Raw genomic sequence first — 12,100 nt, forward strand, 5'->3', positions numbered from 1 at the left:
GCACGCCGAGGATACGAGCTGCGTAGCGGTCGATGAGCATGGCAGTTTTCGCGAGCAGGTGAACAGGGTAAACACCATGCAACGAAACTCTGCCATGTCAAGCCCAACTCGTGTTTGGTTCCGGCTACGCCGGGTTAGGGAATAGCCAGCAAGAGCCCCGTTCCGGAAATTCGCGGAGCGGGGCTCTTGCCTGGGTGCTCTCTGGTTGCGGACGCGCAGATGCGTTGAACGCCGCACACCGCTGGGCCGCCGAGTCCGCGAAGGCGGACTTTGCGGTTTTCCAGCGGCGAATTCATTCGCTCAAGCGGGCGGACGGCAGGATCCTGGTCCGGCGGGTGTTCGATCGAAGTGCCGGACCCGGATCTACCGACCCAGGTGGTGCTACTCCGCCGCGCGTTTCCAGCGCAGCTGGAACTCCAGCTCTTCGGTGTCGCCGCTGCGCTCGTGCTCCACGTTGAACTCGGCTTCGGCGGGGATCTTCAGGCGCTCGCCGGCCACCTGGATGGTGAACGCCTTCTCCGTCTCGATGGAGTCGGCCAGGCGGCGCAGCTTGGCCGCGAACTGCTTGCGCGAGTACACCTTCTCGAGGTCGCGATCTTCTGCCATGGTCGTCTGGATGCGAGGTCGTTGCCATACCGCGTGCGGACGGCGCAGGATAATCGCCGCGCATCTCCCCATGCAAGACGATGCCGCGCGCGTGCGCCCGTGGATGTGATTCGGGGCGCGGAAACGAGGCTCGACGGATGATGTACAAGGTTCGCAACACCTTGCCTGCGCACGCTTTCTGCGCTTGTGGCGGGGGAAAACGCCGAGCATCCACCTGACCCGGAACCGGGACGGCCCGCCGATGGGAATTTCGCTGCGCCCCGAGCACCTGAAGCGCTACCGCGACCTGGCCCGCCTGCTGATGCGGTACGGGCGCAGCGACCTGGTGCGCTCCGCGGGGCTGGAGGGCGCGCTGGAAGAGGGCGCCGAGCCCTCGGAGGGCCAGCCCGCCGAGGCCGAGCGGCTGACCACCGACCTGGAGCAGATGGGGCCCACCTTCGTAAAGCTGGGCCAGCTCCTTTCCACCCGCCCCGACCTCATCCCCCGCGCCTACGCCGACGCGCTGGCCCGCCTGCAGGACAAGGTGGAGCCGTTCGACGGGGAGGAGGCGGAGCGCATCGTGAGCGAAGAATTGGGCGTGCGCGTCAGCAAGGCGTTCGACGAGTTCGACCGCACCCCCATCGCCGCGGCGTCGCTGGGGCAGGTGCACCGGGCGGTGCTGCGCGGCGGGCGCACCGTGGCCGTCAAGGTGCAGCGCCCCGGCATCCGCGAGCAGATCGTAAAGGACCTGGACGCGCTGACGGACGTGGTGGAGTTCATGGACCAGCACACGAAGCAAGGGCGAAAGTACGAGCCCGCCCGCGTGCTGGAGGAGTTCCGCCGCACCCTGCTCAGCGAGCTTGACTACGGGCGCGAGGCGCGCAACATGGCCACGCTCGACGCCAACCTGGCCGAGTTCGAGCGCATCATCATCCCCCGCCCCGTGGAGGACTACAGCACCGGCCGGGTGCTGACCATGGAGTACGTGCGCGGGCGAAAGATCACGAAGCTCAGCCCGCTGGCGCGCATGGAGGTGGACGGCGCCGCGCTGGCCGAGGAATTGTTCCGCGCCTACCTCAAGCAGATCTTGGTGGATGGGTTCTTTCACGCGGACCCGCACCCCGGCAACGTGTTTCTGACCGACGACGGCCGCATCGCCCTGCTGGACATGGGAATGGTGGGCACGCTGAGCCCCGACCTGCAGCAGAACCTGCTGCGGATGGTGCTGGCCATCAGCGACGGCCGCGGCGACGAGGCGGCGCAGGTCACCATCGAGATCGGCGAGGTGCGCGGCCACTTCGACGAGGGGCGGTTCACGGGCGACGTAAAGACGCTGGTGGGCGACTTTACCAGCGCCACCAGCGCCCAGGACATCCAGGTGGGGCGGGTGATGCTGGAGGTGACCCGCAGCGCCGCCGAGAACGGCATTCGCCTGCCGGTGGAGATGACCATGCTGGGGCGCGCGCTGCTGGCGCTGGACCAGGTGGGCCGCACGCTGGACCCGCAGTTCGACCCCAACGCCGCCATCCGCCGCAACGCGTCGGACCTCATGCGGCGGCGGATGATGAAGAACGCCTCCCCCAGCCGCATGTTCACCAACCTGCTCGAGATGAACGAGCTGGTGCAGAAGCTTCCCGGCCGCATCAACCGCGCGCTGGACGCGGTGACGGAAGAGGGGGTCGAGGTGAAGGTGCGGGTGGTGGAGGACGCGTGGCTGCTGGAGGGGATGCAGAAGATGTCCAACCGCATCTCCATGGGCATCATCCTGGCCGCGCTCATCCTGGGCGCGTCGATGATGATGCGCATTCCCACGCGGTTCACCCTGTTCGGCTATCCCGGCGTGGCGATGCTCTTCTTTCTTGCCGCGGCGGCGCTGGGGCTGCTGCTGGTGTTCGACATCCTGCTTCACGACATCCGCCACCGCGACGACGTGCACCGGTAGGGGGTGGGGAGGGCGGATCGGGGCGCTTCGAACGGGTTCGGTCTGCGTCCGCGAGGCGCCCCCTCCGGGCTCGCATTACTCGCCCACCTCCCCCAAAACTGCTGGGGGAGGTTGGGGATGCGGAGGGATCGGGGCTCGGCGAACTGCATCGCGCTGGCGCCTGAAGGAGCGCCCCCTCCGGGCTCGCATTACTCGCCCACCTCCCCCAAAACTGCTGGGGGAGGTTGGGATGCCGAGGGATCGGGGCTCGGCGAACTGCATCGCGCTGGCGCCTGACGGAGCCTCCTCTCCCCCGCTGCGCGGGAGAAGGGGAGAATTCGATCCGCTTCGGACAGCCACAGTGTTGTCGACACCTGCCCCCAACGTGGCAGGTACTTGCACCTGCCCCACGGCCGCCAGTCCGCGAAGGCGGCCTTCGTGTGGTTGTTGCAGCGAATTCATTCGCCCTTGCCGGCCCTCGGAGTGAGCCCGGTACGAGGCTCGGCGAATTGCATCGCGCTGGCGCCCGACAGGGGGCCCCTCCCCCGGCCCCTCCCCGCTCGTTCCTCACGGAGAGGGGAGAATTCGCTCCCGCTTCGACGGGCTCTCTATACTTCTATTCGCGCCTTGGCGTCCCCGCGCACTGGAGGATCGGTGCGCGTCACCTCTCTCCCGCGTAGTTTGCGGGGGAGAGGCCGGGAGAGGGGGCCACCGTCCGACGCAGCTCGGGACCCTTCGTACCGCCGGATCCTTGCCCCACCCCCACCTCCCCCAGCAGTTTTGGGGGAGGTGGGCGAGTGGTGCGAGCCCGGAGGGGGCGCCCGCCTCTCGCCTCGAAGCATCCGAAGCGGAGCAGGTTCTCAGCGCCGCACCGATGGGGTTGTACAGAGCCTGTCGCGCCGCGCGGAATCCCGGTTCCCGCGGCCTGATCCGTGCAGCAAACCACGGCTGGAAATCCGGCAGTTCAACTCGTCTTCCGCAGCCCACCGGCCCAACCCGGGAACGCCCGCATGAAGGAGCCGTCGCTCACCCTCGGCATCGAAGAAGAGTACCAGATCATCGACCCGGAAACCCGGGAGCTGCGATCGTACATCACGGAGCTGCTGGAAGACGACCACATGCTCCTGGGCGAGATCAAGCCCGAGCTGCACCAGAGCATCGTGGAGGTGGGCACCACCGTGTGCCACACGCCCCAGGAGGTGCGCGCCGAGCTGGTGCGCCTGCGGGGAATGGTGATGGGGCTGGCCGCGCGCAAGGACCTCAAGGTGGTCGCCGCCGGCACGCACCCGTTCAGCAGCTGGATGACGCAGGAGATCACGCCGCTGGAGCGCTACATCGGCGTGCGGCAGGACATGCAAGACCTGGCGCAGCAGCTGCTGATCTTCGGCACGCACGTGCACGTGGGGATCGAGGACCCCGAGTTCCTGATCGACGCGATGAACGTGTCGCGCTACTTCATCCCCCACCTGCTGTGCCTGTCCAGCAGCTCGCCGTTCTGGATGGGGCGCAACACGGGGCTCAAGAGCTACCGCAGCGTCATCTTCCGCAACTTCCCGCGCACGGGGGTGCCCCGCATCATGCGCGGCTGGGGCGACTTCCAGGAGCTGCAGGAAACGCTGGTGAACACGCGCTGCATTCCCAACGGCAGCAAGATCTACTGGGACCTGCGCCCGCACCACGCGTTTCCCACGCTGGAGTACCGCTTCCTGGACGTCTGCACGCGCGTGGACGAGGCGGTGTGCGTGGCGGCCATCCTGCAGGCCATCATCAAGAAGCTGTGGAAGCTGCGCCGCGACAACATGACGTTCCGCGTGTACGGCGCCGACCTCATCGAAGAAAACAAGTGGCGCGCGGTGCGCTACGGTTTCGACGGCAACCTGATCGACTTCGGCAAGCAGGAGGAGTGCCCGGCCAAGAGCCTGATCCGCGAGATGCTGGAGTGGTTCGTGGACGACGTGCTGGACGACCTGGGCACGCGCAGGGAGGTGGAGTACGCCTTTCGCGTGATGGACGAGGGAAGCAGCGCCGACCGGCAGATCGCCGTCTACGAGCGCACCGGCGACTTCAAGGCGGTGGTGGACCACCTGATCGCCGAGAGCGAAGAAGGGGTGCTGCAGCCCGCGGCGGCCGGCGCGGGAGCCCACGGCGGGGGCTGACGCGGACCGCCGCGGAGCCCGGCGGCGGCCGGGTGGCGGAAAGGCTTCTACGGGTCGGCAAAAGGGGTTAGCTTGCGGGGCGGACGCGCTGCGTCAGCTTTGCGGGCGCCCGTGCGTTATGCTTCGACCCGCGCCGCGGAACCGCCCCACCGGGCCCGCCGGCGCCGCGCTCCGCGGCCTGCACCGGATCGGCCACGCCGTACGATCCTGAAGAAGGAGTTCGCCATGCGTTCCATGCCCCTCCTCCGCCTGGGCTCCGCGATATGGGCGGTGCTGACGCTGGCCGCGTGCCAGGGGAGCACCGAGCCCCTGGAGCCGCTGAGCCCGGTGTACGAGCTTACGCTGGTGGAGGGCTCGCCGGACCGGGTGATCGCCGAGGTCACCTACCCCAGCGGCACCCACCAGATCTACACCATGGTGTACGACAGCCTCAGCTTTATCTCCGAGGTCGAGGGGCGCCGCAGCTTCCTGGCGGTCGTGGAGACGCTGGGGGCGGACGGCCGGCCCCTCACGCCGCCGGTGCTGGCGGGGTTCGCGCACACGGCCCGGGTCACGCGCCGGCGCAACCGGGTGATCATGGCGTACCGCACCAACCGCCCCACCAGCCCCGACACCTTTACCATCACCCGGGGCAACCTGGTCAAGCAGGGCCCGCACGGCGTGACCTGCGACACCTGCGCGCCGGTGCGCCGCGTGGAGTACGTCTACGAGCCCCGCGACACCACCGGGACCTCCGACTGACGATCGGCGAGTGATCGAAGAACGCCCGCGGCGCCACTGAGGCCCCGCGGGCGCTCTTGCATCCCGGAGATACGCAAAAAGATGGGCCACTACCGAATCCGCAAAAGGACTCCGTCCGGATGATCACTGTCCTTCTGAGGGAGGCGCCGCGTATGACCGTCGTCACGCTCCAAGGCCGTGGCGCAACTGGAAAGGACCGGGTGCGCGCCTCCCTCAGAGGGTGTTGCCAAACCGCCCACAAGCGTTGACTTCCTGAGGGAGGCGCCGCTCCGCAGACTGCTTTCACGCAAAGGGTTGGCGCCGGCCGAAGGACCTCGTCTGCCTGACCGAGGGACTTGAACGGCTCCCGGTGGCTGGGCCTCGCGCAACCCGACAAAGATCCTTCGGTCGCGCGCAAGTTTATGTGGGTATGAAAGTTACGGACGTGCGCTCCCTCAGGATGACAGCGCGCCGCCGTTGGGAGCAGGTGAGGTTTGGCAACACCCTCTCAGAGTGACACCGTCCGCGGACTTCGCATCCGTACCTCTTTTCCGGATTCCGGTCTCACGCAGAGGAAGCGGAGTCAGCGTGAGAATTCCCTTTCTCGCCCGCGAAGGCGGCGGCGAAGACGTCGCTGGAGGCCCGCAGGATGCGGTCGCTGAGCGCGGGATCGTCCACGGCGCGCGCCAGCATCACCGCGCCGGCCAGGCCCGACATCAGCGCCAGCGCGCGGTCGGTGCGGTCTACGTCTCCATCCTCCGGAAGGGCGCGGGCCAGGGTGGCGACGCTCTCGGCCAGGCTCTCGGTAAAGGCGGCGCGCACCTCGGGGGCCTCGTGGCGTCCCAGCTCCGCGGCCAGCGCGGGCATGATGCAGCCGCCGCCGGGGTCGTCGCGGTGCGCGGGGCTGGCGTAGGCACGGATGAACGCCGCCAGCCGCTCGCCCGGCGGCGCCCGGCGGGCGGCGGCCATCAGCCGGGCGGACGACTCACGCAGCGCGCACCGGCACGCCTCGGCCACCAGCTGGTCCTTGTTGCGGAAGTGCGCGTAGAAGCCGCCGTGGGTGAGCCCGGCGCGCCCCATCAGCTCCCCCACGCTCACCGCGTCCACCCCCTCCTCGCGAAAGGCGCGCGCCGCGGCGCTCACGATCTGCTCGCGCGTCTTTTCCTTGTGCCCCGCGGGATACCGCACCATCAGCCCTTCTCCTTCTCCGGGCGAAACACCATGCACGTCGTCGTCGCGTGCGCGTACAGCCGCCCCTCGCCGTCCGTCAGCCGCGCCTCGGCCGTGGCGCTGCGGCCGCCCACGTGGATGGTGCGCCCCTCGCAGAACACGCGCCCCGTGTCGCGGGTCAGCGGGCGCACCAGGTTGATCTTGAACTCCAGCGTGGTGTACCCCGCCCCCGCCGGCAGCGTGCTGTGGACGGCGCACGCCATCGCCGAATCGGCCATGGTGGCCGCCAGCCCCGCGTGCACCACGCCGATGGGGTTGTAGTGGTACTCGTCGGGGTCCGCGTGAAACACCACGCGCCCCTCCTCCACCTCGCTCAGCCCGATTCCCAGGGTGGCCATGATGGGGGGCGGCGGCAGCTCGCCGCGCTCCATGGCGCGCAGGTAGTCGATGCCGCTCATCCGCGCCCCCGCCCGCGCGCCCGGCAGCGGGTCGTGCCAGGTGATGGTCCGCGTCCGTACGCCCGCCTCGCCGTTCACCGCCATCTCCATCCTCCCCGTTAGATGCGCTCGATGACGGTGGCCACGCCCTGCCCGCCCGCGATGCAGAGGGTGACGAGCGCCGTGGCCAGCCCGCGCCGCTCCAGCTCGTCCAGCGCGGTGCCCAGGATGATGGCGCCCGTGGCGCCCAGCGGGTGCCCCAGCGCGATGGCGCCGCCGTTCACGTTCACCCGCTCGGGGTCGATCCCCAGCCGGCGGATGGTCTGCAGCGGCACGGCGGCAAAGGCCTCGTTGATCTCCCACAGGTCCACGTCCGCCGGCTGCATTCCCGCTTTGCGCAGCGCCTTGCGTGCCGTCTCGGCGGGCGCGGTGAGCATGATGACCGGGTCCTCGGCAAAGACGGCCATCGAGCGGATGCGGGCGCGCGGACGCAGGCCGTGCGCGCGCACGTACTCTTCGGACGCCAGCAGCACCGCCGCGGCGCCGTCCACGATGCCGCTGGAGTTGCCCGCCGTGTGCAGGTGCCGGATGCCGCCCTCGCGCGGAAAGCGGGCGAGGGCGATCTGGTCCAGCGTCTCGCCGTTGGGGCCCGCGGCGTGCGCGCCGGCGGCCTCGAAGGCGGCGGGAAGCCCCGCCAGCGCCTCCATCGTGGTCTCCGGGCGCAGGAACTCGTCCTTTTCCAGTGCGACGGCGCCGGTCTCCGGGTCGCGGACGGCGAACAGCGAGCGGCTGAAGCGGCACTCGCGCTGCGCCTCGGCGGCGCGCCGCTGCGAGCGCAGGGCGAACGCGTCCAGCTCCTCGCGGCTGAAGCCCTCCATCGTGGCGATGAGGTCGGCGCTGATGCCCTGCGGCACCTGCGGGTGCTTGCGGCGCAGGTGCGGGTTCATCCCGTCGCCCTCGCCGCCGTCGCTGTTCATGGGCACGCGCGACATGCTTTCCACGCCGCCGCCCACCACCAGCTCCTGTGCGCCGCTCATCACCCCCATCGCCGCAAAGTTCACGGCCTGCAGCCCCGATCCGCAGTAGCGGTTCAGCGACACGCCCCCCACGTGCAGCGGCCAGTCGGCGGCCAGCACGGCGTTGCGGGCAATGTTGGAGCCCTGCTCACCCACCTGCGACACCACGCCCACCACCACGTCGTCCACGTCCGCTGCGTCGATCTGCGTGCGGCGCCCCAGCTCCTGGAGCGTCTGCGCCAGCAGCTCCTGCGGATGGATCCCGGTGAGCGATCCCTTGCCCTTCTTGCCCCGTCCGCGCGGCGTGCGCACCGCGTCGATGATGTATGCGTCGGCCATCGAGTCCTCTCCCGGTTAGATGATGGCTGTAATATTATGCCCATCATACATCCGGGCAAGGTCCAGCTCCTGAAAAAGATTGATCGTACAGAGGAACAGAGTCAGACAGAGGACGCGTGATGCTGTTTCAGCTCGCATTCTCTGTCTGACTCTGTTCCTCTGTACCCATTCAGGTGTTGTTTTTCCCGGAGTCGGGATTACCCGATCATGGAATCCAGCGCGGCAGCCAGTCGGGACCGGGGGAGCGGACGACCGTGGACGCCGCGGTGCCGTCCGCGCGGACGATGCGCAGGTCCGGATCGCCCTGCCGGTCGGCGACGTACACCAGGTGACGGCCGTCGGGCGACCAGGCGGGCATGCTGGCCACCTCGTCCGCCCCGCTGACGATGGTGCGCTTGCCGGTGCGCAGGTCCTGCACGGCGACGCGCGCCGTGCCGCCGCGCCTGCGGACGGTGAGCGCCAGCCGCGTCCCGTCCGGCGACCAGGCCGGCTCCGCCTCGGCCAGCGCGGAATCGGGCGCGGTGGTGTCCAGCCGCTGCAGGTCGAGCCCGTCCGCGCCCACGGTGAACACGCGGTCCGCGCCCTCGCGGTCGCTCAGAAAGGCGATGCGCTTTCCGTCCGGCGACCACCTCGGTGCCCAGTCGTCGCGGTGAAAGGCGGTGATGCGGCGCGTCCCGGTGCCGTCCGCGCGCATCACGTACACCTCCGCGTCGCCGTCGCGGCTGCTGACGAACGCGATGGACTGTCCGTCGGGCGAGACGGACGGCTCGAAGTTGCCCTCGGGGTTCTGCGTCAGGCGCTGCAGGCCCCCGCCGTCGCGCCGCATGCGATACAGGTCGCGAAAGCTGGCCGTGTCGCTCTCGAACACCACCCACCGCCCGTCCGGCGACCACGACGGCGACCGCACCCGCGCGCTCACCGGGCCGATGGACGTCGCCGAGCCGTCGTAGCCCAGCATCACCATCCGCTCGATCTGCTGCTCCCCCTCGTCCGTGACGGAAACGGCCAGCAGCGCATTGCCGCCGGGCACGGGCGCGGCGGGATAGTCGGCGCTGGCGGCGTCGGTCAGCCGCCGCAGCCCGCGCCCGTCCGGCCGCACGGAGTAGATCTCCGGCTGGCTGTCGCGCTCCGACACGAACACGATGCGCCCCGCCAGCCCGCGCAGCTCGCCGCGCGGCAGGGACGCCGTGCCGCCCGGCTCGGCATTGGCGCGCTGGCACGCCGCCACGGCGAGCAGCAGGACGGGGATGCGGAAGATTCGGATCATCAGGCAACCGCTTTCTGTGTGCATTCGGAGAGGAGACTCTGTGCGGCCTCACCACTGAGGCGCCTTGAACCACGGCCCCTCCCCCGACCCCCTCCCCCCGCAAACCGCGCGGGGAGAGGGGGAGACCTTCATCGAAAGGGCAGGCTGTAACCTGTCCCCTGTAACCTGTAACCTGGTCTTACCGCGCGCGGATGGCGTCCGCGATCACCACGTACCCTTCGGTGGTCCAGCGCGACAGTACCACGCGGTTCCAGCCCGCACTGAAGTTGAAGGTGCCGATGCTACGCCAGGCGCCGCCGCCCGTCTGCTGGTTCACGCTGACGCGGCCCACTTCGGTGCCGGCGGCGTTGTAGGCGATGAACGGTGCCGTCGCCGAGCGGTTGGTCCCCGACGTATACCACACGTCGATCGTCCGGGCACCCGCCGCGGACAGGTAGAACGAGAAGGTGGCGCCGTCGCTGATGGGCTGCGTGGACGCGAACGCGTAGTTGCTGCCGTAGTAGCCCGCCGTGCCCGTCGAAACCTGCCACGTAGCGGACGACGAGAAGCTGGCAACCGAGCCGTTGTTGTTGGCGTTGTTGTTGTCGACCACGATCGCCGCGATGGGCGTGGAGCCGCAGTGCGAGTTGATGCGGTTCATGTAGTCGGTCCAGGGCCAGTTGGGGCCCGGGTCGGTGCGGTTGTACGGCTGCAGCTGGCCGTGCGCCACGTAGTGGTTGCGATCGCGCGGAATGCCATACGCCTTGCTGATGTCGCACGACAGCCGGGCCGACGCGTCGATCTGCCCCACCGGGAACGACGTCTGCGACGCAAAGCCGCCGTGTTCGATGCCCACCGTGAAGTTGTTGCTGCTGTAGCCGTTCAGGCCGCACTTGACGCCGCTGTTGAGCGAGCAGTCGTAGGTGGCGGCGATGTGCCAGGCGCGGCTGGCCTCGCGCACCAGCTGGCTGATCTCGCTGCCGCTCTCGTTGACCACGTAGTGCGCGCTGGCCTGCGCCTGCGTGTTGGTGAGCCAGCTCCAGCAGCTGGTGTAGCTGCCCTCGCAGGTGTGGATGATGACCATCTGCACGCCGCCCAGGCTGCCCGTGGGGCGCGCGTTGTAGTTGGGCGACGGGCGCCAGATGGTGCCGCTGACCGGGTAGTCGGGCGCCACCGCCGCCGACGGGCCGCCCGTGGGAAGGGGGAACTTGGCGGTCACCGGCACCGGCATCACCGACGCCAGCACGTTGCCCGCGCCCGTGCGCGCCACCACGCCGCGGTTGAGCGTGGCGTACACGTCGCTGTGGACGTAGTGCGCCTGCCCGTTGGCGTCCTCGATGCCGCTGTAGCGGGCCACCACCGGGCCCCACGCGGCCACGTCGGTGGCGCCCACGCCCGCCGCGTCGGCCCAGGAGGCCAGCAGGGCGGCCGCGGCGCGGATGTTGGCGCGCGCCTGGTTCTGCACCGCGCGCTCGTCCAGCTTTGCCAGCTCGGCGCCCTTGCGCAGGTTCTCGCCGCGCAGCGCCATCACGCCGAACGCCGGCTCCTGTCCGGGAAACTCCACGCCGCCGCGCACCATCTCCCACCGCGTCTCGACGTAGCCGATGGACTTGAGGAGCCCCGCCGGCACGCCGTAGTCGCGCGCGGCCTCGTCGAAGAGGACGTCGAGCTGCGCGGACGACGGCGTGACGGGAACGGGGGTGTTGCCGGGGGTGGTGGGCTCGTCGGCGCAGGCCGAGAGCGCGGCCACGCAAAGCACCGACGTGGCCAACAGGCGTAGCTTGCCCATGCGTCCTCCTGAGAGGTGGAGAGGGTGGCGTCCCGCGAGGGGTCGCGGGCGCCCGGGCTATGTTTGGAAGCACCCTCACGCTACGCTATTGAACAGGATGTCGCAAGACGTGCGGGGAACGTTTTACGCCGCAATCACTTGCAAATCCCGTATATCGGAAGGACTTCGAACAATAGAGTTCGGGAAAAAGCTGCGCCGGAATCGCAGGATCCGGGCCGGTGGCAGCTCCCTTTCTCCTGATCCATCCACGGTTTTACAGCACAACGCCTACTTCTTCCGCCTTCCGCGATCCGCTGCGGTGCAGGACACGTTCCGGATCTACTTTCATCGAAATCCACCGCCCATCGGCCTCCAGTCAAGGCTCGTTGAGCATGAAATCCCAATGAAAATGCGGCGAATAATGTTTGTTCACCCACCCTCTGCCGCGCCCCACAGACAGATCCTGAAACAGAATAATCGTACAGAGGAACAGAGTCAGACAGAGAAAGCGAGCTGAATCTCACCCTCTGTCTGACTCTGTTCCTCTGTACCCCTAACCCGGCGTAGCCGGAACCAAACACGAGTTGGGCTTGACATGGCAGAGTTTCGTTGCATGGTGTTTACCCTGTTCACCTGCTCGCGAAAACTGCCATGCTCATCGACCGCTACGCAGCTCGTATCCTCGGCGTGCTCTCGTGCTTCGACCGCATCCTCGTGACGGGCACGCTCCCCGACATCTGCC

The 12,100-nt window shown here is 68.8% G+C and carries 9 protein-coding genes; 3 read left to right on the top strand and 6 right to left on the bottom strand.

The window, feature by feature from the left end:
• Positions 1-381: 381 nt before the first annotated feature.
• Positions 382-606: an amphi-Trp domain-containing protein gene (locus tag VGC13_RS02980; RefSeq protein WP_331123715.1), complete on the bottom strand. Its 225-nt coding sequence runs from the start codon at positions 604-606 to the stop codon at positions 382-384.
• 241 nt (positions 607-847) lie between these two features.
• On the opposite strand from VGC13_RS02980, the gene VGC13_RS02985 reads away from it, so the two are divergent.
• From VGC13_RS02985 to VGC13_RS02995, 3 genes are all read left to right on the top strand, one after another.
• Positions 848-2,527 carry an AarF/ABC1/UbiB kinase family protein gene (locus VGC13_RS02985; RefSeq protein ID WP_331123716.1) on the top strand — a complete coding sequence of 560 codons (1,680 nt, stop codon included), beginning with the start codon at positions 848-850 and terminating at the stop codon, positions 2,525-2,527.
• 989 nt (positions 2,528-3,516) lie between these two features.
• Positions 3,517-4,662 (top strand): carboxylate-amine ligase, encoded by a 1,146-nt coding sequence (locus tag VGC13_RS02990; RefSeq protein WP_331123717.1) that lies wholly within the window; start codon positions 3,517-3,519, stop codon positions 4,660-4,662.
• Positions 4,663-4,887: 225 nt separating this feature from the next.
• Positions 4,888-5,403 (top strand): hypothetical protein, encoded by a 516-nt coding sequence (locus VGC13_RS02995; RefSeq protein ID WP_331123718.1) that lies wholly within the window; start codon positions 4,888-4,890, stop codon positions 5,401-5,403.
• Between the two features lie 543 nt (positions 5,404-5,946).
• Here VGC13_RS02995 and VGC13_RS03000 read toward each other — a convergent pair.
• The 5 genes from VGC13_RS03000 to VGC13_RS03020 form a co-directional block, all read right to left on the bottom strand.
• Positions 5,947-6,573, bottom strand: coding sequence for a TetR/AcrR family transcriptional regulator (locus tag VGC13_RS03000; RefSeq protein ID WP_331123719.1), 627 nt, complete (start codon positions 6,571-6,573; stop codon positions 5,947-5,949).
• Entirely contained in the window at positions 6,573-7,094 is a 522-nt protein-coding gene (locus tag VGC13_RS03005; protein WP_331123720.1) for a PaaI family thioesterase, read from the bottom strand. Before VGC13_RS03005 ends, VGC13_RS03000 begins: the two co-directional genes overlap by 1 nt.
• A 14-nt stretch (positions 7,095-7,108) precedes the next feature.
• The gene (locus VGC13_RS03010; RefSeq protein WP_331123721.1) at positions 7,109-8,344 is read right to left on the bottom strand and encodes an acetyl-CoA C-acetyltransferase; all 1,236 of its coding nucleotides are present in this window, start codon (positions 8,342-8,344) and stop codon (positions 7,109-7,111) included.
• Between the two features lie 205 nt (positions 8,345-8,549).
• Positions 8,550-9,611 carry a hypothetical protein gene (locus VGC13_RS03015; protein ID WP_331123722.1) on the bottom strand — a complete coding sequence of 354 codons (1,062 nt, stop codon included), beginning with the start codon at positions 9,609-9,611 and terminating at the stop codon, positions 8,550-8,552.
• 178 nt (positions 9,612-9,789) lie between these two features.
• Positions 9,790-11,379 (bottom strand): N-acetylmuramoyl-L-alanine amidase, encoded by a 1,590-nt coding sequence (locus VGC13_RS03020; protein ID WP_331123723.1) that lies wholly within the window; start codon positions 11,377-11,379, stop codon positions 9,790-9,792.
• Positions 11,380-12,100 lie beyond the last annotated feature (721 nt).

This window comes from Longimicrobium sp., from assembly GCF_036399255.1.
In the GTDB taxonomy this organism is placed as follows: Bacteria; Gemmatimonadota; Gemmatimonadetes; order Longimicrobiales; family Longimicrobiaceae; genus Longimicrobium.

What these genes read in the sequence shown, in the direction of transcription:
- VGC13_RS02980 (WP_331123715.1), bottom strand. Translation starts at nt 606, where the DNA reads ATGGCAGAAGATCGCGACCTCGAGAAGGTGTACTCGCGCAAGCAGTTC.
- VGC13_RS02985 (WP_331123716.1), top strand. Translation starts at nt 848, where the DNA reads ATGGGAATTTCGCTGCGCCCCGAGCACCTGAAGCGCTACCGCGACCTG.
- VGC13_RS02990 (WP_331123717.1), top strand. Translation starts at nt 3,517, where the DNA reads ATGAAGGAGCCGTCGCTCACCCTCGGCATCGAAGAAGAGTACCAGATC.
- VGC13_RS02995 (WP_331123718.1), top strand. Translation starts at nt 4,888, where the DNA reads ATGCGTTCCATGCCCCTCCTCCGCCTGGGCTCCGCGATATGGGCGGTG.
- VGC13_RS03000 (WP_331123719.1), bottom strand. Translation starts at nt 6,573, where the DNA reads ATGGTGCGGTATCCCGCGGGGCACAAGGAAAAGACGCGCGAGCAGATC.
- VGC13_RS03005 (WP_331123720.1), bottom strand. Translation starts at nt 7,094, where the DNA reads ATGGCGGTGAACGGCGAGGCGGGCGTACGGACGCGGACCATCACCTGG.
- VGC13_RS03010 (WP_331123721.1), bottom strand. Translation starts at nt 8,344, where the DNA reads ATGGCCGACGCATACATCATCGACGCGGTGCGCACGCCGCGCGGACGG.
- VGC13_RS03015 (WP_331123722.1), bottom strand. Translation starts at nt 9,611, where the DNA reads ATGATCCGAATCTTCCGCATCCCCGTCCTGCTGCTCGCCGTGGCGGCG.
- VGC13_RS03020 (WP_331123723.1), bottom strand. Translation starts at nt 11,379, where the DNA reads ATGGGCAAGCTACGCCTGTTGGCCACGTCGGTGCTTTGCGTGGCCGCG.